Raw genomic sequence first — 21,405 nt, 5'->3', positions numbered from 1 at the left:
ACAAAAAAGCACAAAGTCGTACAAGAAGCAGACAGGCCGCCTCAAGAGGGCGGCCCATCCGACTTTACACTACAAGCTGCAGCTTACTCGAAGCGGTAAGAGGCATTGAACATGTAGGAGCGGCCTGGGCCGACGTTGGCAAAAATACCAACGTGAGAGGCATCATACATGCGCACATTGCTGATGTTGTTGACGTTGAACTGGAAGGACACGTTCTTGTTCAGGTCGTAGCGCGCCATCGCATCGTAACGCCAGTAAGAAGGCAGTTTCAATTGGTTGGCGTCATCCACAAAGCGCTTGCCTACAAATGTGGCACCTGCGCCCAAGGTCAACTCGGGCATGATTTTGTAGGTTGTCCAGATATTGAAGCTCTGCTTGGAGATGAACTTCATCTGGTTGCCGTCAAAGACATTGTCTTTGTTGCGGTACTTCTTGATCTTGGGATCCAGGTAGGTGTAGCCAGCCCACAGATTCCAGTTAGGGGTAATTGCACCAGCCGCGCCCAACTCCAGACCACGCACACGATTGCTGCCACTCAAGGACACGTCACCGGTCAACGGATCAGTAGAGCGAGCATCTTTCTTGTCGGTCTGGAAAACGGCCGCTGTCAAAGACAACTTCTCGTCAGCCACATCCCACTTGGTCCCCAGTTCCCAGCTGTAGCTGCGCTCTGGCTTCAAGTCACGAATTGCTGCTCCGCCTGCCGGGCCATCTGCACCACCGGCCTGACCCAGGTTTTCACCCGTAGGATTTGAAGATGTACCGTAGCTCAGATAAATGGAACCATTTTGTGCGGGTTTGTAGACCACGCCCAACTGGTAGTTCCACATATCGTCTTTGCGAGACTCTTTGGTGTTGTCGGCTTCAAAGCGATCAAAGCGTAGACCACCATTGATCATCCACTGATCATTCAAGGTCACAGTGTCAAAGATGTAGGCCGAACGGGTCTTGATATCGCCGGTTTTGGTCTTGGGACCGTACTGCAGCGAATAGTTGTACTGTCGATTAGGGTTCGGGTCGTAGAACGAGTCAGTATCACGGCCTGGGCCACCCGTCATCGCTTTGTTGTGGATTTCCTCCTTACTGATTTCCACACCTGCAACGATGTCATGCTTGATCGAACCAGTATTAAAGCTGCCGTAGACATCTGTCTGGTTCAACAGAGACTCAGCAACACGGTAGTTCGTACGGTCGTCACGACGGAACTGCAAGCCAGCACCTTCCGTCGCGCAAGCCCCGCCTGCACCTGCGGCGCAGTTATCAAAAGACGGACGCGTCATCAGATAGTGATTCAGAGTCTTGCTGTAACGCGTGACGTTACGCACCGTGAAACGATCATTCAGATCATGTTCGACGCTGGCCGAAGCGGTATCGGCAATGTACTTGCGAAAGTCCACATTGCGGCGACCGTAAAAGTTATCGCGATCGGCCTCCAGTGGGGTGACGCGATCCGGATTGGCGGCATTCTTGAAAGGAAAGCCCAAGTCCGGCATGTCCTTGTTCTCAAGACGCGAGTAAGACAAGGTCACACGCGTTGGCGTGCCCAAACCAAAGGCGATGGAAGGAGCAATGCCCCAACGATCAATCTTTACACCATCGCGCCCTGCCACTTCGCCGCCCATACGCATCAGATTCAGACGGATGGCGCCGGTATCCGAGAAAGCGTAGTTACCGTCAGCAGTCAGACGATATTGATCAGACGTGCCATAGCCCGCTTCCACCTGGAAGAAGTCTTTCAGCTTGGGAGACTTGGTCACCAGGTTCAGGCTGCCGCCGGTACCGCCACGGCCGGTATAAGCCGAGCTGGGACCTTTCAAGACTTCAACCGATTCCAGGTTGAAGGTCTCGTGCGAGCCACGGGAATAGTCGCGCACACCGTCGATAAAAATATCGGTACTGGCTTCGTAACCCCGGATAAAGGGACGGTCACCCATAGGCGTGCCTCCTTCGCCCGATCCCAGGGTAATGCCAGGAGTCGTACGCAACACATCTTGCAGCGACGTTGCGCCACGGTCCCTGATCACCTCCTCCGGGATCACGGTGATGGAACGCGGGGTGTTAAGCAGTGTCTCGGAAAACTTCACCGATTGCGCTTTATGCGCTTGAAAACCATCAATGCCATTAGCATCCGTCGTGCCTTGAACTTTGATGGATTGCAGCTCGGTCACGCCTGGATTGGCGGTTTGAGCAATTGCAGGAGTTGTCAGAGCAGCAAACAATGCTGCGGACAAAACCGTCTCGGCGAACCGACTAGGCGGCAGGGTGGAAACAAACAACATCACCAGCTCCATGTGGTAGTTATCGCTCTTTTTTGGGGCAGTGCCATCGAATCAAGTCCGATCGCTCGCTATTAGCGATGTTTCGCTGCCAGATAAGCGCTTTTAAAGGAAGCGGTAATATCAATCATTCTTATTATGAAGTCCATCCAAATCTTACGATTTCCTGAAATTCGGTTCAAAAACCGCGTTTTTGTCCTTACATTGTGGCGTCCATACATCGTATTACGATCAATTCTCATTAAGATGGACAAAAAATAAAAAATCGCTTAGCCACAAACGTTTGTTTAGTCCCTTATCTTCCCGCTTCTCCCCTTAGTCCTCTGCCAATGGACGCAAAAAAGCCTTGATCTTAAAAATGAAGATCAAGGCTATGAGGATAAACGCTTGCTGGCTCCACCCACAGGCAGAGCCAGCAAGATTCAGGTTTACAGATTCAACAGCAAGCGGTTCACACGCTTCACAAAACTGGCGGGATCTTGCAATGCGGCACCTTCGGCCAGCATGGCTTGTTCCAGTAACAATTGAGCCCACTCACCAAAAGCCTCGTCGTCAGCGGCCTGGACTTTGGCGATCAAGGCGTGCTCCGGGTTGATTTCCAGAATCGGCTTGACCTCGGGAGCTTCCTGGCCAGCGGCTTGCAGCATACGCAGCAGGTGCGGGCTCAGCTCGTTGGCATCGACCACCACGCAAGCGGGGGAATCGACCAGGCGGGCAGTAATGCGCACTTCCTTGACCTTCTCGCCCAGTGTGGTTTGCAGGCGCTCGACCAGAGGTTTGAAGGTCTCAGCCACTTCGGCCTGATGTTTCTTTTCTTCCTCGTCCGCCAGCGAATCCAGGTCCAGGCCACCCTTGGCCACGGATACCAGTTGCTTGCCTTCAAATTCGCGCAAGTAAGACAACATCCACTCGTCCACACGGTCGGACATCAACAGCACTTCGATGCCTTTCTTGCGGAATACTTCCAGATGCGGGCTGTTAGATGCAGCGGCAAAAGTGTCAGCCGTGACGTAGTAAATCTTGTCCTGACCTTCTTTCATGCGACCGATGTAGTCGTTCAGGGACACGGTCTGGGCCGAACCTTCCTGATTCGTGGAGGCAAAGCGCAGCAAGGCAGCGATACGGGCCTGATTGCCCATGTCTTCGCCAGTGCCTTCTTTCAGGACCTGGCCGAACTGGTTCCAGAACTCGGCATATTGCTCGGGTTGGTTCTCGGCCAGATCTTCCAGCAAGGACAGGATGCGCTTGGCACTACCCTCACGGATGGCACGCACATCACGGCTTTCTTGCAGGATTTCACGCGAAACGTTCAGTGGCAAATCAGCCGAATCGATGACGCCGCGCACAAAGCGCAGGTAAGCAGGCAGCAGCTGCTCGGCATCATCCATGATGAACACGCGTTTCACGTACAGCTTCACACCACGGCGAGCATCGCGATCCCACAGATCGAAAGGAGCTTGCTTGGGTACGAACAGGAGCTGGGTGTATTCGCTACGACCTTCGACCCGGTTGTGTGTCCAGGCCAGAGGGTTCTCGTAATCGTGAGCGATATGCTTGTAGAACTCCTGGTACTGCTCGTCGGTGATTTCCGACTTGGAGCGTGTCCACAAGGCGCTGGCCTGGTTCACGCTTTCCCACTCGTCCTGCTTTACTTGTTGCTGCTTTTCTTCGTCCCACTCTTCCTTGCGCATTTGCACGGGCAAGGAGATGTGATCGGAGTAGCGACGCAGCACGTTGCGCAGTCGCCAGCCGTCCAGGAAATCGTCCTCGCCTTCACGCAGGTGCAAGGTGATGGTGGTTCCGCGCTCGGCTTTTTCAGCGGCGGCAATGGTGAACTCGCCTTCACCGGCGGACTCCCACAGCACGGCTTCCTGATCGCTACCGGCACGACGTGTCAGCACGGACACTTTATTGGCCACGATAAAGGAGGAGTAAAAGCCCACGCCAAACTGACCAATCAGTTGAGTGTCTTTTTGCTTGTCGCCCGTCAGTTGGGAGAAGAACTCTTTGGTGCCCGAGCGAGCAATGGTGCCCAGGTTGGCAATGGCTTCATCACGGGACATGCCAATGCCGTTGTCGGAAATGGTGATCGTGCGCTGGTCCTTGTCGAACTCCACGCGGATACGCATTTCCGGGTCGCCTTCCAGCAAAGCCGGATTGTCGATAGCTTCAAAGCGCAGTTTGTCACAGGCATCCGACGCATTGGATACCAGCTCACGCAGGAAAATCTCCTTGTTGCTGTACAAGGAGTGAATCATCAAATGCAGTAATTGTTTGACTTCAGCCTGAAAACCCAAGGTTTCGGACGTATTCGCAGTGTCAGTCTGGCTCATGGTGAAAAAGCAAAAAAATGGGTTGATTGCCGCACGCCAAAGCGCGCCCTATTGCAGACAGATAGGGACGACCCACCATATTTCAAGAGACGGATCAGGCCGCCGGCCCGGATGTCAGGGCAATGACTCCGCTGATCATGATGGCGCAACCGAGCAAACTCCAGACATTGGCCTTTTCGCGCAGGACGACCATACCCAATATGGTGCCGGCCATCATGGACATTTCACGGGCGGGAGCCACCATGGACAAGGGTGCGCCCATGCTTAATGCCTGCAAGACCAGGATGTAGGACATGGGCGATAACAAACCCACTGCAGCCGCCAGTTTCCAATAAGGTTTGAACTTGACGAAGCCTGCCCGGCCCCGCTTGGCGATAAAAGGGGCCAGCATCCCCAGGCGCAACACATTGCTGAACCAGTCCAGCAGGAATGGCGAGATCAGCAGCACCTTGACGCCATAGGCATCGACCACGGTATAGGCCGCAATCAGAATCCCGGTCTGCATGCCCCAACGCACACCCGTCAGCGCTGCAGGGCTGAAAAAACGGCGCAGTCGACCTTGCGTGGCGATCAGCAAAATCCCCATCACGACCAGCAAGATGCCGAGCACTCCCAAAGGACGCACAGGCTCGCCCAGCAGGATAAAAGCACCAATGGAAGAGAGCATGGGGCCCGTACCACGGGCAATGGGATACACCACGGACAGGTCTGCAACCTGATAGCCTTTTTGCAAACTCAGGCTATAACCCATGTGCAGCAAGGCACTAAGCACCAAACAGGTAATGGTCTCGCTGGTCCAGGGCATATTGCCTTGCGTAAAGACCACCCACAGCGTGATGGGGAAATAAAACAGAATGGCAAAAAAGGAATAGGCGAATACAAAATGCGCCCCTGCCATCGCCGCCCGTTTAGAGAGCAAGTTCCAACCCGCATGAATGAACGCAGCACACACCACCAACAACAAAGCGGTCCAGGACATGAGGGCTTCCACCAGCAAATAGCAAAAGAAAAACTATACGCCCCCTTCAAGGGGGAGGCCAGCCAATCACGGGCCTTTCAACGTCCCATGACAAATAAGAGACAGTACTGGACAATTCAAACATCAAGGTATGATGTTCGACACGTATTTTGATATGGAGCCGATCATGAGCACCCTGCTGTATGTTGATTTTCCTTACCCCGGCCCTTGGGGTTCAGAGATGAGCGAAGCCATGCAAGAACTGGCGCAATCCATCTGCCTGGAACCTGGCTTGATCTGGAAAATCTGGACCGAGAATAAAGAACAGTCCAAAGCAGGTGGCGTGTATCTATTCACCGATCAAGCCAGCGCGCAGGCTTATCTGGACATGCACAGCAAGCGGCTCAACCGCTTTGGCATCACCGGCATTGATGCGCGCTTTTTTGATGTGAACCAGCCGCTGACAGCTATCAATTCCGGTCCCTTGTCAGCCAAATAAGACACAGACAACAGACGCAAGAAAACCCGCATGCATATCAGCAAGCGGGCTTCCATATCGATGCTTAGGCAGTCAGCTCAACGGCCTTGAAATCCACCGGAACCTCCAGCGCATTGTTGATGTAGTTGGTGAACAGGTTCAAGGCAGTCACACCGACCAGTTCCACCACCTCACCTTCGGAAAAACCGGCATCGCGCACGGCTTGTACATCGGCGGCCGAGACTTGCCCACGCTGATCCACCAGCTTGAGCACAAATTTCAAAGCGGCGGCGGTACGTGGATCATCCGACTGACCACGCTGAGCCTGGGCCAGTGTCTCCGGGCTTAGGCCAGCATTGGCACCCAGCACGTTGTGGGCAGCCAGGCAGTATTCGCAACGATTACGGTCGGCAATGGCAACCGCCAATTGCTCGCCCAGTTTCGCACCCAGCTTGCCACCGGCAAAGGCACCGAAAGAGCCCCACATGCTGCGCAAGGCGGCGGGCGAATTGGACACCATACGGAACATGGCAGGCACGCTGCCACCAAAGGCTTTTTGAATTTCCTGCAAAGCAGGCTGGCTGGCGGCGGGAGCTTGGGCAAGGTCAGGCAATGTAAGACGCGACATGATGATCTCCTGGTGAAGTGGGCCGGGGTGGCCGGAAAAAGCTTGCAGGGATAGTGTCTCGCCAAGATCAAGATCATTGGATAAGATTAGTCCCGACAACTTACCTTTTCATCCAGACAAGGATGTTTTCATGAACCTGGATCGCCTCTCCCTTTTGCTGGAACAATTCCGTGTTCGGGCTCATTTGTTCTACAACGGCTCTTTGTGTGGCGTCACCCGCTTTGCGGCCCAACCCGGACGGGCCTTCTTGCACATTCTGCGGCGTGGCCAGTTAAGCGTGCGCCACGATCCGCGCGATCCCGTGCCGGAAGTCCTGACCATTGACCGCCCCAGCCTGCTGTTTTACCCCCGTCCGCTGGAGCACGCTTTTTACGATCTGCCCAATGAAGGCTCGGATTTCACCTGTGCCACCCTGGATTTTGATGGGGGTGAGCATCATCCCTTGGCCCGCTCCCTGCCCGATCTGATTATTGTGCCGCTGGAAGAAGCGGCCGGCCTTGAACAGGCACTGGGCCTGCTCTTTGCAGAAACGGAGTCCGTGCGCTGCGGCCATCGCCTGCTGGCAGACCGTCTGTTCGAGATCGTGTTGCTGCAATTACTACGCTGGCTGTTTGACCATCCTGATCGTTGCGAGATTCCCGTAGGCCTGTTCCGAGGTTTGTCACACCCACCCATCGCGCGCGCACTGCTGGCTATTCAGGCCGATCCCGGTCGGGACTGGACCGTGCAATCACTGGCACAGGAAGCCAAGATGTCGCGCAGCGCCTTTGCCGTGCAATTCAAGCACTGGGTGGGCGACACACCGGCAGACTATCTGGCCCAATGGCGCCTGTCGCTGGCCTGCCAGCGGCTGGCACAAGGCCAATCTGCCAAACGTATTGCTCTGGATCTGGGCTACGCCAACCCCTCTGCCCTGTCCCGCCTGTTTCGGCAGCGCACGGGTCAATCCATGCGGGAATGGTTGGCCGCCCGTCAATCAGCTTGAGCGATTCTGCTCCAGCACCGCCAGAAAATTCACCAAGGCCGGGTTGGTATTGTCCGAGACATAAGCACTCATCAGCTCGGCCGCAATATCGTCTGCATCCAGCAAAGGCAGATACTCCAAGGTATCGGTGCGCAAGCGCGCCAGGGAAGCGGGAACAATAGCCGGAGCAATGCCCGCTTCAACCATGACCAGCACCGTGGGCACCATGCTTTCCTGTGCAAAGCGCGGCAGGCAGCCTGAGCGCTGCAGCATGCGCTGCTGCAAGAGATGAAAGTAACGCGACTGTTGCCGCGAATACGCCACCATTTCGTAAGAGAAAGCCTGGTGCAAGGTCAGCCCCTGACTATGCTCCTGAGCACGTGGATCATCCCGCCTGACGACAAACATCATGGGTTCGGACTCCACCAGCTGCGGGTTCAAATCGGGCACGGCAAAGGAAGGCCGAATCAAGGCCACATCCACCCGGCGCTCATAAAGAGCCGCAGGCATATCGCTGGAGTTCATCTCGTAGATCTGAATATCCACCTGCGGGAAGTCCTGTCGAAAGCGATACAAATGCTTGGATACCCCCGCATAGGCGCTGCTGGGGGTCAGGGCTATGCGCAACATGCCAGTCTCGCCTCTGTGCACCTGCTGTACCGCTTGCAAGGTCTGCTCCAGTTCGTTGCCGATCAAGCGCAGGCGGCGCTGCAACTCCGCTCCCGCCGCCGTCAATTGCACCGTGCGTGTGGTGCGGATAAACAAGGTCGCCCCTACCTGCTCTTCCAGCCTGCGTATGGCCTGACTCAAGGGCGGCTGGGTCATGAACAAACGCTGGGCGGCTCGACCAAAATGCAGCTCTTCAGCCACCACCAAGAACATTTCACTTAATTTGGAGTCCAGCATATGCCCGCCAATTAGGTTAAAAAACAGATCAATAACGATTATTTTTAATATTAGACAACATAATCAGCTCTTACTACCATCCGTCCTGACACTTATCAAAAACAGGGCCATACTGCACGTCACTGCGAATATTGGCCCAAAGCAGGAGATAGACATGACGGTATTCAAGCATCGCGCCCCTTTACTGAGTGGCCTGCTCACGCTGACCTTGCTGGGTTCCGGTTCGGCCATGGCCGACGCGGCTTACCCTTCGCAGCCCATTACGTTTGTGGTGCCCTACGCTGCAGGTGGCAGCTCGGATACCCGCTCGCGCATGCTGGCTCAAAAAATGAGCGACAGCCTGGGCGTGACAATCGTGGTGGAAAACAAGCCCGGTGCCAGCGGCAATATCGGCACCAGCATGATTGCGCGCGCCAAGCCCAACGGCTACACCATCGGCCTGGGCAACTTTGGCCCCATGTCAGTGAACAAGGCGCTGTACGGCAGTAACCTGCCTTTTGACCCTGAACAAGATTTGCAGCCCATCGCCCTGATCGAACGCGGTGCCATGGCACTGGGTGTAAACAGCAACTCGCCCTACCAGTCTCTGGCTGATCTGGTCGCCGACGGCAAGAAGAACCCCGAAAAACTCGACTACGCCTCGACTGGCGCTGGTGGTGCCTCGCACTTGCTGACGGAACAGTTCAAGGCCACCTCCGGCTTTGACGCCGTACACGTGCCTTACCGTGGTGGCGCTCCTGCATCGAACGACCTGCTGGCCGGCAATATCTCCTTCTATCTGGAATTGGCCAGCCTGTTCCTGCCCCACATGCAAATCGACAACCCACGCCTGCGCGTACTGGGTGTGACCTCGGAAGAGCGTCTGAAAGCCATGCCTGACACCCCCACCTTCAAAGAACAAGGCGTGGATCTGGTGGCCTCGAACTGGTTTGGCGTGATTGCCCCCGCCGGCTTGCCTGCTGATGTACTGGAAAAACTGAACAAGGCTGTCAACGACGCCCTGAAAGACCCCGACTACCGTCAGATTGTGGAATCCCAAGGCGCGGAAGTTGTAGGTGGCACACCTGAAGAATTTACCGCTTTTGTGAAAGAAGAAACCAAACGCTGGACCGCGCTGATCAAGGCACAGAACATCTCGATTCAGTAGTTCCAGTTCTCGCTTATGACTGCAAACCCTTCCCCTCTCGCTACGCAGGACCAGGCTATCCAGGCCTGGTCCTGGCTGGCTGATCCCGCCACCTGTATCAGCACCAATCCCACTGGCCCCTTGGCGGGTTTGAGCTTTGGTGTGAAAGATGTGCTGGATGTTCAAGGCATGCCCACGTGCTACGGCGCGCATTTCCCCAATGCGCTACCCGCCGAGCGGGACGCCGCCTGTGTCGCCCTGCTGCGTCAGGCTGGTGCCATTGCCCTGGGCAAAACCGTCACCGCCGAATTTGCCTACGCAGCCCCCGGCCCCACCCGTAATCCACTGAACCTGGAGCACACGCCCGGCGGCTCTTCCAGTGGTTCGGCTGCGGCCGTAGCAGCTGGCATGGTTGATTTTGCATTGGGCACCCAAACGGGAGGCTCCATGATGCGCCCCGCTGCGTTCACCGGCATTCTGGGTTTCAAACCCAGCTTTGGCGCGGTGCATCGCAGCGGTCTTTTCCTGTTGTGCGACAGCCTGGACACGATCGGCTACTTCAGCCGGGACTTGTCCGTGCTGCGCCGCGTGGCCACTGTCCTGCAAGGCTTGCCTGATAGTCGAGTCCCCACAGCGCCGCGCATTGGCGTGCTGGATGGCAAAGATCTGGGCCCGATCACACCCGCAGCACTGGCCGCGTTGGAACAAGGCTGTGAGCATCTGGAGCAACAAGGCGCCCACCTGGAGCGTCTGCCTGCGGACCCACAACTGAAAGAGCTGCTGATCCTGCAAGGCCAGATCATGGCTTATGAAATGGCCCGCAGCCTGCTACCCGTCTGGCAAGCCAGCCCGGATGCCTTGCGCCCCATTACCGTGCAAGCCATCAAACAAGGCCTGGAATTGCCTGCAGCGGATTACCACGCCTGGCAGGCGCACCGTCGCCAATTGCAAACAGAATGGCAGGAGCGTTATGGCCATTTCGACGCCTTGCTGACTCCAGCGGCTCCCGGCCCGGCTCCCTATGGACTGGATAGCACGGGCTCTTCGATACTGAATCGTCCTTGGTCCTTGTTGGGCTGGCCCACCTTGAGCCTGCCCGCGCCCGGTCAAAACAGCCCACTGCCCTTGGGTTTGCAACTGATCGGACAGCCTCACCAGGACGCGGCTTTGCTGGATCTGGCATCGCTTATCTGCCCGGCTTGACGGGTTTGAAAAGCAATCAAAAGAACTACTCTGCAACCAGCTGAAATAGAGTAAACAGCAACCAGAATCATTAACAAATTCTTTAAATAACAAATATTTAGGAGCGCTTTGAGTTTTCTCAAAACACTCTTGAATATTGGCTCCGCAAACGGCCTGGCAGCGTACTAACATCAATAAGGTGTTCCCGGTGCGCTGCGTCGGAACGTTCATCACATCGCGACTACGCAGCACCCGGCTCTTTCAAACAATCCGGAAAAGACCATGCGTCGCCCTCTCTTACTGCTGCTCTCCACTTTCTTTCTGATCTGGGCTGTTGAAGCCCTGTGGCTGGCCCCCTCGCCACCGGGCGATATGCTGTGGGTGGTCCGACAAGAAGGCATGCTGTTAACCGGGATTCTGGCACTGGGCACCATGACAGCCATCATGATTCTGGCCCTGCGTCCCCGCCGTCTGGAACCCTGGTTAGGCGGCATGGACAAAGCCTACAGGCTGCATAAATGGCTGGGTATCATCGCCATTTTGCTCAGTCTGGCTCATTGGCTCAGCAAGGAATCCAAAGGTCTGATCTCGGCAGCGATCGGCACGGGCGGCCGTCTGGCCAAAACCCCGGTTCCTGAATGGGTCAGCCTGTTCAAGCCCTATGCAAAATCACTGGGTGAATGGACGTTTTACGCGCTGATTCTGATGCTGATCATCACCCTGGCGCACCGCACGATTTCCTATAAAAAGTGGTACAGCCTGCATCGCCTGATGCCAGTGGCCTATTTGATCCTGATCTTTCATGGCGTGGTACTGACGCCCCCTGCTTACTGGAGCGGTATAGGCGGCTGGGCACTGGCCATCACCATGATGATCGGGACAGCAGCAGCTGGCATCCAGTTGCTACGCAACTTGAGTTCGGCCTACCCACACACGGGCACCGTGATCTCCTGTACGTCACAAGGTGATGTGCTGGAGGTGCAATGCCGCATGGACCAATCCTGGCCAGGTCACCAGGCTGGGCAGTTTGCCTTTTTGCGTTTGAAGGGTGAATCCGAGTCCCACCCCTTTACCTTGTCCGATGCGGATCAGGACAACCAAATTGTGCGCTTTCATATCAAGCAGCTGGGCGACTGGACCCGCAGCCTGCCCGAGCGTTTGCATGTGGGCCAGAACATTGAGCTGGACGGCCCTTATGGACGCTTCACTCAGCCGGACCGCGATGACAAGGGCATTTATATCTGGGTGGGTGCGGGTGTCGGGGCCACGCCATTTCTATCCTGGTTAAGCCAGGAACATCAGGACGGTCACGCTCCCTACGCCTATCTGCAATATGCCTGTCAGCACAGCACTGACCCATTGGCTCAGGCCTTGAGCAAGGCTGCCAAAGAGCACCCGGACGTGAACCTGGAAATTTATGCCGATGGCCGTCGCTGGACGCCCAAAGAGGTGCTGCAGCATTACCAGGCCGACAAGCCTTTGCATATCTGGTTCTGTGGACCGGCTGCAATGGGCCGACAGTTGCGACGTGAGCTCAAGCAAACACTGCCTGCAAAATCCTGGACCTTGCACAAGGAACACTTCCAGTTCCGCTAAGCCTTTGCTCATCCAGCAACTGGCCTTGTTTAGAAATCAGAACAAGGCCAGTTCTGCGTATGCTGAGTGCAGCAATCCAGTGCGACTGGAACAGCCTACATATTTTGGTGAGGCGGCGTCGCCCCGAGCATAGACACAAAAAGAGTCACCAGATTGTTCTCCATGACGGCCCACTGCTCTGCAGTTTCCAACCCCATATTGTCGACCGCGCCGTGCATGCCCTGGTAGATCACCCAGGCGGTCAAATTCACGTCGGCCACAGACCAGGCACCCGCTTTCTGCCCTTCGCTCAGGATCCGGTGCAAGGGCTCGGTTACCGTATTGCGTTCGCCCTGGTAATTGCTGCGCATATGGTCTGAAAACACCAGATCATGCATCTCCAGGGTGTCTCTGTACGCCTGTACCGAAGCTCGAATCCAACAGGCCAGACGCTGCACCCAATCCTCTGCTGGCGCCTGCTCCAGCGCCCCCTGCACACGATCATGAAACTGCTGGATGAACTGCTCGCGCAGGGCAGCCAGAATCTCCTGCTTGGAGCTGAAGTAGTGATAGAACAAGCCCTTGGACATGCCCGCCCGCGACACAATTTCATCCACCGGCGTGGCTTCAAACCCTTGTTGCAGAAACAAAGTGGCAGCCGCCTCCAATAAGTCTCGGCGACGAACTTCAGAGGGTTGGGTACGAGGTGTTTTGGCAGCGGTCATGGATGTCAAAGTATCAGAAAAACCCCGACAAAGTGCCTCGTCGGGTGTCACGGCGCTATTTTAGCCAGCCTGTTTATTTTTCATTGACTGACAGTCAGTCAATAATTTATAGTAGTCGATAATAATTCTCATTTATCAAATATCATGACTCGCCGACTTGCTCTAACCATCGCCATTTACCTGGGGACTTTCATGGTCACCCTGGACATCAGCATCGTGAATCTTGCCTTGCCACGCATGCAACAAGCCTTGCAAACCGATATGGCCGGACTGCAGTGGATCGTGGATTCCTATGCGCTGTGCCTATCCGCCTTCATGTTGTCTGCCGGGCTACTGGGGGATCGCTACGGACGCAAGAAGAGCTGGTTGCTGGGCGTGCTGGCCTTCACCGTCGGCTCCATGATGTGCGCCTTGGCCGGTTCACTAAGCGCCCTGCTCTGGGGTCGTGTCGTGCAAGGCATGGCCGGGGCTTTACTTATTCCTGGAGCCCTGTCGATCCTGACCCACGCCTTTCCAGACCCGGCCCAGCGTGCCCGTGTCATTGGCGGCTGGTCTTCCTTCAGCGCCCTGGCTTTGGTACTGGGCCCGATTCTGGGCGGTGTGCTGGTCGATGTAGCCGACTGGCCTTCGATCTTCAGCCTGAATCTGCCACTGGGCCTGCTGACCCTGGGCTTGGGCATGTGGGGTATTCAGGAGTCGGCCAATCCCGAACACGCAGCTTTCGACCCTGTCGGCCAGTTGCTTAGCGTTATCTGGCTTGGCTCCCTGACCTATGGCCTGATCTGCGCGGGTGAGCAAGGCTGGCACGCCACCGAGACGATTCGCTCTCTGGTCGTGGCAGCGTTCACCTTCGTGGCATTTATCTATGCCCAAACCCGCGTCGCCCGCCCTTTGCTGCCTTTAAGCCTGTTTCGGGACTACCGCTTCAGCACCGCCAATATCGCCTCCTTTGTGCTGGGCTTTGCCGCCTATAGCAATGTGTTTTTCCTGTCCCTGTTCTTCCAGAACGCCCTGGGCTGGAGTGCCACCCAAACCGGCTGGGGGCTGGCTCCCCAGTTCATTGGCATGGCCGTGCTGGCCTCCCGTTTTGGAGCCTTGAGCCAGCGCTTTGGATTGAAGTTGATCCTGACTACGGGCTTTGGCCTGATGGCTACCGGTTCCTGGTTGATGATGGTGCTGCAACCTGGAGCTTCCTACTGGATGGCCGGTTTCGCATTGGCCGTACTGGGCATTGGCATGGGCTTGTCGGTACCGGCGTGCAGTACCTTGGTCATGAATCTGGTGCCGCGTGAGCGTTCCGGCATGGCATCAGCCACCACCAATGCCATCCGCCAAACCGGAATGACCTTGGGCGTTGCCCTGCTGGCTTCCTTGATGAGCCAAGGAGCAGTCAGCTCCCTGTCCAGTCGTCTTGATCCGGTCAATCCCATGCTGGAACAGGCACAACAAATTATCAGCTCCGGTCAGGTGAATCTGCCTGCCTCAGCAGATTCCTTGTTCTGGATGCAAGCCATCCAGCACGCCTGGGCAGACGGCTTTCACCGCGTCATGTTCTGGGCCGGATTGCTGGCCGTCTTCAGTCTGGTTCTGCTGCTGCGTCTGCGTTTGCCTCGTGTACAGGCTGCTCCTGCCGCTGCGGTGGAACTGCATTAAGCCCAGCTTTTGCAGACTGGATTTACAATAGCGCATGGACAAATTACGACTGGATAAATGGCTCTGGGCAGCGCGCTTTTACAAGACACGCAGCCTGGCTTCCGAGGAGATCACCAAAGGGCGGGTTTTGCTGAATCAGCAAAGCACCAAGCCTGCCCGCGAAGTCTCAATCGGTGATGTGATTACCTTGCGCAAGGAGACTCCTGCCATGGAGGTTCACGTCACCGCCTTAAGCGGTGTACGTGGCCCCGCGCCGCTTGCCCGCCAGCTGTATCAAGAGACGGAAGAAAGCAGCACACGACGCGCGCAAGCCGCCGAACAACGCCGTCTGGCACCTGAACCTGCACTGGACTTTGATGCTGGACGTCCGACCAAGAAAGATCGTCGTCAGATGCAGTTGCTGCGGGGGAAATAGACCGCTCCCTGCTCGTACTTCGCGGTATAGAAAAAGCCCTGCCAAGCTGCCCTGCCTGGCAGGGCTTTTTTTATGATTCGTTCTTTCGATGAGTCTATCGCCAGCGTTTCACGGCGATCTGCACAGGGACTAACAACCCGCTCCTGCTTGCCTCTTCCCCGCCGGTCTACCTGCTTATGCTGCAAGCCCCTGCACTGCTTTTGAGCACCCCACAAAACGTCTGCACTCCCGTCCGCTAAAGCATCTGCCGATGCAGAAAACCTTCAACTAAAAACCTTAAAAACAACGCTGCAAACCCTTTTTGATACATCAGATTGGACTTTTATATATCAATAAAATCAAGGGTTTACACCATTGATCGCGCTTGCAACAAAACGCTATAAACCTAAAACAATTACATGCAAACGCATTCAAAAAAATGCAAGGAGACAGGAAAATGAAAATCACGGCAGTACGCGCGATTCCCTTGAACGTGCCTTTTCAATTCGATAGCGCGGGCATCCAAAAACCCACCAACCTGGCCATCTGCCATGTGGAAATCGAGACCGATGAAGGCATCACCGGCTATGGACTTAGCGCCATTACCGAAGAGCACCCTGTTGCCAGCACCATCAACGATATTCTGGCCAGCGACCTGATCGGGCAAGACCCCTTGAACACCGAGCGCCTGTGGGATCGCATGTACTGGAACGTGTGCCCTCGTGGTCAGACGGGCTATGCCATGCACGCCATCTCTGCGTTGGACATTGCCTTGTGGGACATCAAGGGTAAAGCCCTGGGTCTGCCCGTATGGAAACTGCTGGGTGGTGCCCGTGAAAAAGTACCGGCCTACGCGACCTTCGGCTTTGCTTTCCTGGGCGAAGAAGAGCTGGTTAAAGTCGCGCGCGACTGCGTGGATCAAGGCTTCAAGGGCCTGAAGATGGTGGTAGGCCATCACGGCTTGCAACGTCGCGACGAACCGCGCCCCCTGTCCGAACTGATCCGCCAGGACATGCGCCGCATGAGCCTGGTACGCGAAGCCATCCCCGCCGACATTCCGCTGTACATCGACGGCAATTGCAGCCTGGACTATGTGCACGCCAAAGCCATCGCCCGCCATGCCCGTGATCTGGACGTCGGCTTTTTTGAAGAACCCATTACCCAGAACGACACGGGCCGCTTGCGCGAATTGCGTCAAAGCACTGGGATCACCATTGCCGCTGGTCAAAACGAAGGCCAGTCCTACCGCTTTCGGGATCTGTTGATGCAGCAGGCTGTCGACATTCTGCAGCCCAACGTGCTGATTTCTGGAGGTTTCACCCAGTCCCGCAAGATCTTCGCTCTGGCGGAAAGCTTTAACGCGTCCGTCGCCAATGGCGGGGCGTTCCCCTCCCACAACGGTCACCTGCACTGCGGATTGCTCAATGGCGGCGATGTGGAATGGCACCTGGCCGCCAGCGCCATGATGGCCGAGATCTACACCGGCCTGCCTCAGCCCGAACAAGGCTGGCTGCGCATGCCCGACGCCCCCGGCCTGGGGCTGACACCACGACAAGATCAAATCGACAAGCTGCGCAGCAACCCCGGCAGCCTGGGCTCCGGCAAAGGCTGAAACCGACGACTACCGAGGAGGTAAAAAAACATGAAACCCTGGTCCCGTGTTGTACTTGCCCTCAGTTTTATCTTTGCTGCCGCGCCCCAAAGCTGGGCAGCTCCCCCCGCCTGGGCCGAACGCCCGGTGCGACTGATCGTCCCTTCTGCCGCGGGTGGTTCGGGCGACACCCTGGCTCGTCCTCTGGCCGAAGCTCTGGGCAATGAAATAGGTCAAACCGTTGTTGTAGAAAATAAAGGAGGTGTAGGCGGCGTGCTGGGTGCCAGCATGGTGGCCAACTCCAGCCCCGCCGACAATCAGCTCTTGTTTGGTGCCGTGCATCACATGATTGCACCTGCCGTGTTGAAGAACTTCCCCTACGACACACGCAAGGACCTGAAAGCCGTCACCCTGATTGCCGCCATGCCCAATGTGCTGGTGGTGAACGCCAATTCGCCCTATCACAGCGTGGACGACCTGCTGGCCGCCGCCAAGCAAGGCGCTGGCGTGAACTATGGCACCAGTGGCGTAGCCACCATGCTGCATCTGATGGCCGGCAAGCTGGAAAAGAAATCCGGCACCACCATGACCGCCGTGCACTACAAAGGCAGCGGCCCGGCTGTGATGGCGCTGATCAGTGGCGATCAAGTGGACTTCATGTTCGAGACCATGCCGTCGGCCGTGGCGCAGATACGCAATGGCCGCTTGCGCGCCCTGGCCGTATCCAGCCCGGAACGCGCTCCTGCCTTGCCGGATGTTCCCACGCTGAAAGAACTGGGCATGGATGAGATCAGTGCCCAGACCTGGTACGGGATTTTCATGCAAGGCGATGTACCGGATGCCACCGTGCAAAACGTGGCAGACAGCATCCATCGTGCCTTGAATACCGACAAGATCAAGGAAATCTGGGAAGGGAACGGCGCGACCCTGGTCACCAACAGCCCAGCCGAGTTCACGGTCTATGTGGATCAGCAGCTGAACTATTGGGCCGACTCGGTCAGTGATCTGGGGCTGAGCAACTTCTAACTTTAAAAACTGCAATTCACCTTCAGGGCTGCCACTGGCAGTCCTTTTTCTTGAGCCTGTCCTGCCCCTGCTGCTTCGCGTTATGCTGTGGCACCATCTACAGCAAACCATAGCCATGTCCAGCCTGTTTCATCCCTTTGAAGAGCTTGCCACCCAACTCCTGCCCCACAGCAGCACCAGTCACAACGACGGCTCCCACGACCAAACGCACTTGCAGCGCGTCTGGAAGAACGTCTGTGCGATTCAGGAAAAAGAAGGTGGGGATCTGCGGATTTTGCTGGCAGCAACGGTGCTGCACGACTGCGTGGCGGTAGAGAAGAATTCGCCATTGCGCTCTCGTGCTTCCACCCTGTCGGCGGAGCAGGCACGACACATTCTGACCAGGCTGGGATGGTCAGAGCAGGACTGTGAAGCCGTGGGCCAAGCAATTCAAAGCCACAGCTTTTCAGCAAACATCCCGCCCGTCAGTCTGGAGGCCCGCATCTTGCAGGATGCAGACCGGCTGGATGCCATTGGCGCTTTAGGGATAGCTCGCTGCTTCTATACAGCGGGGCGAATGGGCTCCAGCTTGTATGAGCCGGAAGACCCAAAAGCAGAGACTCGTCCTCTGGATGACAAGCGCTACGCGCTGGATCACTTCCCGGCCAAATTATTCAAATTGGCCGAGGGTTTTCAGACAGAACGGGGGCAAGCAATCGCGCGTGAGCGACACGCGCGGATGGAACGGTTTATAGAGGAAATGCTGGGGGAGCTGTAATCCCTAGCCCCTTTTACAACTCCGTATATTTCTTGTTCGTCCCCCGCACTTTGTCAGCGGGGTATTTCCGGGCGTTTTTTACCAGCTTGTTGGTAACAGCCTCATTCATATCCACACCCAGAACGAAGGCCAGACGGCTCAGGTAGATTTGCACGTCAGCCAGTTCATCGCGCACGGCTTCAGCAGTTTTCGGGTCTTTGCCTGCTTCGCGGGACTGGTCTTCTGTCAGCCATTGGAAGATTTCGATCAGCTCGCCCACTTCGTTGGTCAGGGCCATGGCCAGATTTTTGGGGCTATGGAACTGGTCCCACTCACGCTCGCGGGCGAACTGGGCGACGGCCTCGTTCAGGCCAGTCAAATTCATCAAGGGGCGTTTTGAGTCTGTCATTACGTACTTCACTCTAAAAATTTCAATCCAGCGACAGACTCACACAAGGGCCGGGGGGATGGCAAGTCTGTTTACGATCTCGCAGCCGTTTGCAGGCTCATCATCAGGCGGTCCAATGCGTTGGCAAACTCACGCCGGTCGGCCTGGCTAAAGGGGGCCGGGCCTCCGATATCCACGCCAGTGCTACGCAGCTCTTCCATCATGTCGCGCATGGCCAGGCGCTCGCCTATGCTGTTGGCGTCCAGGCGTTCGCCCCTGGGTGTCAGGACCAGCGCTTTACGCTCCAGCACCTGGGCAGCCAGAGGGATATCGGCGGTAATCACCAGATCTCCCACGCTGGCGTGCTGGACGATGTAGTCGTCCGCCACGTCAAAGCCCCGTGCCACCTGCACCGCCCTCAACCAGGGCGATGGCGGGGTGCGCAGCATCTGATTCGCCACCAGGATCACATGGCGACTCCAGCGCTGCCCGGCGCGGTACAGAATCTCTTTGATGACTACGGGACAAGCGTCCGCATCGACCCAAATCTGCATGGGTTACAGGCCCAGAGTTTGAGCCAGCAGCCGATCAATGACCTCATTGGTCGAGACGCCTTGCTCGGTAGCACGAGCGCGCACGGCATCAATAACTGGCTGGGTCAGCTTGACGGGGAAGGACACCAGGCCAGCAGCCTGATCCAGACGACGTTGTTCGCGCCGATCGGCCACGGCGGAGTCACCTGCAAAGCGTTGTGGCGTACCCGCTTTTTTTACATTGCTCAGCAGTTTGACGGCGCTGAGTTTTTCCATATCGGTGCGTTTCATCGGATTTCTTTATAAGAATGGGCTGGTTCGCTCACGGTAAGCGAACAATACGGCGACAAGGCCGTTAGCCGGTATGGCTGGCATACTGCGCAGCTTGCAGGAAAATGTCCAGGCTTTTTATGTATAAGCCCTGATAATCAAAGCTTTAGTTTCTGTAAGCAGCCACCGCCCGGCCCTACACCTAACCACCAGTCACCAGTCACCAGTCACCAGTCACCAGTCACCAGTCACCAGTCACCAGTCACCAGATCAGCATGCGCAAAAAAACCCGCCGTAGCGGGTTTTTTATTGGCCTGATCGTATCAGTCCTGACGTGCAGTCACTTCTACCAGGTGGTAGCCGAACTGAGTCTTGACGGGGCCTTGCACAACGCCAACGGGGGCGCTGAACACAACCTGATCGAACTCGGGCACCATTTGGCCACGGCCAAATGTTCCCAGCTCACCGCCCATGCGGGCCGATGGGCAGCTGGAATTTTCCTTGGCCACCTGAGCAAAGTCAGAACCACCTTCGATAGCGGCTTTCAGTTCGTTCGCTTTCTCTTCGGTGCTGACCAGAATGTGGCGTGCGGAGGCTTGTGCCATGGTGTACTCCTTTTTTTAGAAAATCGTTTGAGCTTAACCCAGAACCATGCCGGAAGCGAAGCCCCCGGCACCGGTTCTACACCTGCTGTTTCAATTTCAGGCCTGGGCAGCTTTCTTGCGCTTGGCCGCGGCAATGCCATGACCCAGGGCAACGATCAGCAAGGCACCCACCACTTCAGCAATCAGCTTGGTGCTGGTGGAGGCCTCACCAAAGAACTCGATGAACTTCACGTCGGTCACGATCATGCCACCGGCAATCCAGCCCAGCAGCGCGGCGCCTAAGGTCACCACGATAGGGAAGCGATCGATCAGCTTCAGAACCAGGGTGCTGCCCCAGATAATGATAGGCACACTTACGACCAGACCAAAGACAACCAGACCGATCTGATGATCCGGATCGGCGGTTTGCGCCGCACCGGCAATGGCGATCACGTTGTCCAAGCTCATCACAAAGTCGGCAATGATGATGGTTTTAACAGCTTTCCACAGGGTGGCACTGCCTTCCACATTACCGTGGCCTTCATCTTCAGGGATCAGCAGTTTCACACCAATCCAGACCAGCAACAAGGCACCGACCACTTTCAGGTAAGGCACGGCCAGCAAGGTCAGGGCAAAGGCAATCAGGACGACGCGCAGGCCAATGGCACCGGCCGTACCCCACAAAATACCTTTGACACGTTGTTTGGCAGGCAAGTTACGGCAAGCCAAAGCGATAACCACGGCGTTATCGCCCCCCAGCAATATATCGATCAGGATGATCTGAAATACTGCCGCCCAACTCATTGTTTGCAAAAACTCCATCATGTGTAAGACCGCCTTTTCATATTGTTTGATTAAAAGCTGACGACCATCTTGCATGACTGTACAACGAGAAAATGACGACTCGTGTACAAAACAAAAATGGCCTGATCCATTAAGGGCACAGGCCATATCGTTTTTAGAGGATACACCTTGCCCTTTAATGGCAAGGTCTTGCTTGCAACCCTAAGGTTGCCCGGGCACCGGGAACGTGTGCAAAAAACACAGATTGCCGTGATGACGATGCGCCGGAAAGTAAG

Annotated in this window: 21 protein-coding genes; 10 read left to right on the top strand and 11 right to left on the bottom strand. The window is 56.2% G+C overall.

What is annotated here, in order from left to right; all coding sequences use genetic code 11:
- Nucleotides 1–83 precede the first annotated feature (83 nt).
- From NBV64_RS03200 to NBV64_RS03190, 3 genes are all read right to left on the bottom strand, one after another.
- Nucleotides 84–2,279: a TonB-dependent receptor gene (locus tag NBV64_RS03200; protein ID WP_250756686.1), complete on the bottom strand. Its 2,196-nt coding sequence runs from the start codon at nucleotides 2,277–2,279 to the stop codon at nucleotides 84–86.
- 425 nt (nucleotides 2,280–2,704) lie between these two features.
- Nucleotides 2,705–4,609, bottom strand: coding sequence for a molecular chaperone HtpG (gene htpG / locus NBV64_RS03195; protein ID WP_250756685.1), 1,905 nt, complete (start codon nucleotides 4,607–4,609; stop codon nucleotides 2,705–2,707).
- A 94-nt stretch (nucleotides 4,610–4,703) separates the two neighbouring features.
- A complete protein-coding gene (locus NBV64_RS03190) occupies nucleotides 4,704–5,588 on the bottom strand; it encodes an EamA family transporter (protein WP_009463230.1) in 885 nt (294 codons plus the stop codon).
- Nucleotides 5,589–5,754: 166 nt separating this feature from the next.
- Here NBV64_RS03190 and NBV64_RS03185 point away from each other — a divergent pair, with 166 nt between their 5' ends.
- Complete coding sequence (locus tag NBV64_RS03185) at nucleotides 5,755–6,066, top strand: monooxygenase (RefSeq protein WP_009463228.1); 312 nt, start codon at nucleotides 5,755–5,757, stop codon at nucleotides 6,064–6,066.
- A gap of 64 nt (nucleotides 6,067–6,130) precedes the next feature.
- On the opposite strand, the gene NBV64_RS03180 is transcribed toward NBV64_RS03185, so the two are convergent.
- Nucleotides 6,131–6,673 (bottom strand): carboxymuconolactone decarboxylase family protein, encoded by a 543-nt coding sequence (locus NBV64_RS03180; protein ID WP_009463226.1) that lies wholly within the window; start codon nucleotides 6,671–6,673, stop codon nucleotides 6,131–6,133.
- A gap of 130 nt (nucleotides 6,674–6,803) precedes the next feature.
- Between NBV64_RS03180 and NBV64_RS03175 the strand changes: the two genes are divergently transcribed.
- Nucleotides 6,804–7,658 (top strand): AraC family transcriptional regulator, encoded by an 855-nt coding sequence (locus NBV64_RS03175; RefSeq protein ID WP_060186239.1) that lies wholly within the window; start codon nucleotides 6,804–6,806, stop codon nucleotides 7,656–7,658.
- On the opposite strand, the gene NBV64_RS03170 is transcribed toward NBV64_RS03175, so the two are convergent.
- Nucleotides 7,650–8,543: a LysR substrate-binding domain-containing protein gene (locus NBV64_RS03170; protein ID WP_026484978.1), complete on the bottom strand. Its 894-nt coding sequence runs from the start codon at nucleotides 8,541–8,543 to the stop codon at nucleotides 7,650–7,652. The two genes, NBV64_RS03175 and NBV64_RS03170, sit on opposite strands and share 9 nt — an antisense overlap.
- 154 nt (nucleotides 8,544–8,697) lie before the next feature.
- On the opposite strand from NBV64_RS03170, the gene NBV64_RS03165 reads away from it, so the two are divergent.
- From NBV64_RS03165 to NBV64_RS03155, 3 genes are all read left to right on the top strand, one after another.
- Nucleotides 8,698–9,690 (top strand): Bug family tripartite tricarboxylate transporter substrate binding protein, encoded by a 993-nt coding sequence (locus NBV64_RS03165; RefSeq protein ID WP_009463220.1) that lies wholly within the window; start codon nucleotides 8,698–8,700, stop codon nucleotides 9,688–9,690.
- A gap of 15 nt (nucleotides 9,691–9,705) precedes the next feature.
- The gene (locus NBV64_RS03160; protein ID WP_250756684.1) at nucleotides 9,706–10,872 is read left to right on the top strand and encodes an amidase; all 1,167 of its coding nucleotides are present in this window, start codon (nucleotides 9,706–9,708) and stop codon (nucleotides 10,870–10,872) included.
- 261 nt (nucleotides 10,873–11,133) lie between these two features.
- Entirely contained in the window at nucleotides 11,134–12,447 is a 1,314-nt protein-coding gene (locus NBV64_RS03155) for a ferredoxin reductase family protein (protein ID WP_009463216.1), read from the top strand.
- 95 nt (nucleotides 12,448–12,542) lie between these two features.
- Here the strand turns inward: NBV64_RS03155 and NBV64_RS03150 are convergent, their stop codons facing one another.
- Nucleotides 12,543–13,151: a TetR/AcrR family transcriptional regulator gene (locus NBV64_RS03150; protein WP_250756683.1), complete on the bottom strand. Its 609-nt coding sequence runs from the start codon at nucleotides 13,149–13,151 to the stop codon at nucleotides 12,543–12,545.
- A 144-nt stretch (nucleotides 13,152–13,295) separates the two neighbouring features.
- On the opposite strand from NBV64_RS03150, the gene NBV64_RS03145 reads away from it, so the two are divergent.
- The 5 genes from NBV64_RS03145 to NBV64_RS03125 all read left to right on the top strand — a co-directional run bounded on the left by NBV64_RS03145 (nucleotide 13,296) and on the right by NBV64_RS03125 (nucleotide 18,572).
- Nucleotides 13,296–14,804: a DHA2 family efflux MFS transporter permease subunit gene (locus NBV64_RS03145; RefSeq protein WP_250756682.1), complete on the top strand. Its 1,509-nt coding sequence runs from the start codon at nucleotides 13,296–13,298 to the stop codon at nucleotides 14,802–14,804.
- A 34-nt stretch (nucleotides 14,805–14,838) separates the two neighbouring features.
- Nucleotides 14,839–15,219, top strand: a complete 381-nt coding sequence (locus tag NBV64_RS03140; RefSeq protein WP_250756681.1) for an RNA-binding S4 domain-containing protein — start codon at nucleotides 14,839–14,841, stop codon at nucleotides 15,217–15,219.
- A 436-nt stretch (nucleotides 15,220–15,655) separates the two neighbouring features.
- Nucleotides 15,656–16,810 carry a mandelate racemase/muconate lactonizing enzyme family protein gene (locus tag NBV64_RS03135; protein WP_083054207.1) on the top strand — a complete coding sequence of 385 codons (1,155 nt, stop codon included), beginning with the start codon at nucleotides 15,656–15,658 and terminating at the stop codon, nucleotides 16,808–16,810.
- A gap of 30 nt (nucleotides 16,811–16,840) precedes the next feature.
- Nucleotides 16,841–17,815, top strand: a complete 975-nt coding sequence (locus tag NBV64_RS03130) for a Bug family tripartite tricarboxylate transporter substrate binding protein (protein WP_250756680.1) — start codon at nucleotides 16,841–16,843, stop codon at nucleotides 17,813–17,815.
- Between the two features lie 115 nt (nucleotides 17,816–17,930).
- Nucleotides 17,931–18,572, top strand: coding sequence for an HD domain-containing protein (locus NBV64_RS03125; RefSeq protein ID WP_250756679.1), 642 nt, complete (start codon nucleotides 17,931–17,933; stop codon nucleotides 18,570–18,572).
- Nucleotides 18,573–18,585: 13 nt separating this feature from the next.
- Here NBV64_RS03125 and NBV64_RS03120 read toward each other — a convergent pair whose 3' ends face one another.
- From NBV64_RS03120 to NBV64_RS03100, 5 genes are all read right to left on the bottom strand, one after another.
- Entirely contained in the window at nucleotides 18,586–18,960 is a 375-nt protein-coding gene (locus NBV64_RS03120) for a nucleotide pyrophosphohydrolase (RefSeq protein WP_009463202.1), read from the bottom strand.
- Between the two features lie 71 nt (nucleotides 18,961–19,031).
- A complete protein-coding gene (locus NBV64_RS03115; protein WP_009463200.1) occupies nucleotides 19,032–19,493 on the bottom strand; it encodes a YaiI/YqxD family protein in 462 nt (153 codons plus the stop codon).
- Nucleotides 19,494–19,496: 3 nt separating this feature from the next.
- Complete coding sequence (locus NBV64_RS03110; RefSeq protein WP_009463198.1) at nucleotides 19,497–19,763, bottom strand: hypothetical protein; 267 nt, start codon at nucleotides 19,761–19,763, stop codon at nucleotides 19,497–19,499.
- 302 nt (nucleotides 19,764–20,065) lie between these two features.
- Nucleotides 20,066–20,347, bottom strand: coding sequence for a peptidylprolyl isomerase (locus tag NBV64_RS03105; protein ID WP_009463196.1), 282 nt, complete (start codon nucleotides 20,345–20,347; stop codon nucleotides 20,066–20,068).
- 96 nt (nucleotides 20,348–20,443) lie between these two features.
- Nucleotides 20,444–21,151, bottom strand: a complete 708-nt coding sequence (locus tag NBV64_RS03100) for a TerC family protein (RefSeq protein WP_009463194.1) — start codon at nucleotides 21,149–21,151, stop codon at nucleotides 20,444–20,446.
- Nucleotides 21,152–21,405: the final 254 nt, after the last annotated feature.

Source organism: Alcaligenes sp. DN25 (assembly GCF_023674485.1).
Lineage (GTDB): Bacteria > Pseudomonadota > Gammaproteobacteria > Burkholderiales > Burkholderiaceae_B > Alcaligenes > Alcaligenes phenolicus.
This window is presented reverse-complemented; position numbering and strand designations above follow the sequence as displayed.

Excerpts from the sequence above, each read along its gene's own strand:
- NBV64_RS03145 (WP_250756682.1), top strand. The coding sequence starts at position 13,296 with ATGACTCGCCGACTTGCTCTAACCATCGCCATTTACCTGGGGACTTTC.
- NBV64_RS03185 (WP_009463228.1), top strand. The coding sequence starts at position 5,755 with ATGAGCACCCTGCTGTATGTTGATTTTCCTTACCCCGGCCCTTGGGGT.
- NBV64_RS03165 (WP_009463220.1), top strand. The coding sequence starts at position 8,698 with ATGACGGTATTCAAGCATCGCGCCCCTTTACTGAGTGGCCTGCTCACG.
- NBV64_RS03115 (WP_009463200.1), bottom strand. The coding sequence starts at position 19,493 with ATGCAGATTTGGGTCGATGCGGACGCTTGTCCCGTAGTCATCAAAGAG.
- NBV64_RS03100 (WP_009463194.1), bottom strand. The coding sequence starts at position 21,151 with ATGATGGAGTTTTTGCAAACAATGAGTTGGGCGGCAGTATTTCAGATC.
- NBV64_RS03120 (WP_009463202.1), bottom strand. The coding sequence starts at position 18,960 with ATGACAGACTCAAAACGCCCCTTGATGAATTTGACTGGCCTGAACGAG.
- NBV64_RS03105 (WP_009463196.1), bottom strand. The coding sequence starts at position 20,347 with ATGGCACAAGCCTCCGCACGCCACATTCTGGTCAGCACCGAAGAGAAA.
- NBV64_RS03110 (WP_009463198.1), bottom strand. The coding sequence starts at position 19,763 with ATGAAACGCACCGATATGGAAAAACTCAGCGCCGTCAAACTGCTGAGC.
- NBV64_RS03180 (WP_009463226.1), bottom strand. The coding sequence starts at position 6,673 with ATGTCGCGTCTTACATTGCCTGACCTTGCCCAAGCTCCCGCCGCCAGC.
- NBV64_RS03155 (WP_009463216.1), top strand. The coding sequence starts at position 11,134 with ATGCGTCGCCCTCTCTTACTGCTGCTCTCCACTTTCTTTCTGATCTGG.
- NBV64_RS03160 (WP_250756684.1), top strand. The coding sequence starts at position 9,706 with ATGACTGCAAACCCTTCCCCTCTCGCTACGCAGGACCAGGCTATCCAG.
- NBV64_RS03130 (WP_250756680.1), top strand. The coding sequence starts at position 16,841 with ATGAAACCCTGGTCCCGTGTTGTACTTGCCCTCAGTTTTATCTTTGCT.
- NBV64_RS03150 (WP_250756683.1), bottom strand. The coding sequence starts at position 13,151 with ATGACCGCTGCCAAAACACCTCGTACCCAACCCTCTGAAGTTCGTCGC.
- NBV64_RS03190 (WP_009463230.1), bottom strand. The coding sequence starts at position 5,588 with ATGTCCTGGACCGCTTTGTTGTTGGTGGTGTGTGCTGCGTTCATTCAT.
- NBV64_RS03170 (WP_026484978.1), bottom strand. The coding sequence starts at position 8,543 with ATGCTGGACTCCAAATTAAGTGAAATGTTCTTGGTGGTGGCTGAAGAG.
- htpG (WP_250756685.1), bottom strand. The coding sequence starts at position 4,609 with ATGAGCCAGACTGACACTGCGAATACGTCCGAAACCTTGGGTTTTCAG.
- NBV64_RS03175 (WP_060186239.1), top strand. The coding sequence starts at position 6,804 with ATGAACCTGGATCGCCTCTCCCTTTTGCTGGAACAATTCCGTGTTCGG.
- NBV64_RS03135 (WP_083054207.1), top strand. The coding sequence starts at position 15,656 with ATGAAAATCACGGCAGTACGCGCGATTCCCTTGAACGTGCCTTTTCAA.
- NBV64_RS03200 (WP_250756686.1), bottom strand. The coding sequence starts at position 2,279 with ATGTTGTTTGTTTCCACCCTGCCGCCTAGTCGGTTCGCCGAGACGGTT.
- NBV64_RS03140 (WP_250756681.1), top strand. The coding sequence starts at position 14,839 with ATGGACAAATTACGACTGGATAAATGGCTCTGGGCAGCGCGCTTTTAC.
- NBV64_RS03125 (WP_250756679.1), top strand. The coding sequence starts at position 17,931 with ATGTCCAGCCTGTTTCATCCCTTTGAAGAGCTTGCCACCCAACTCCTG.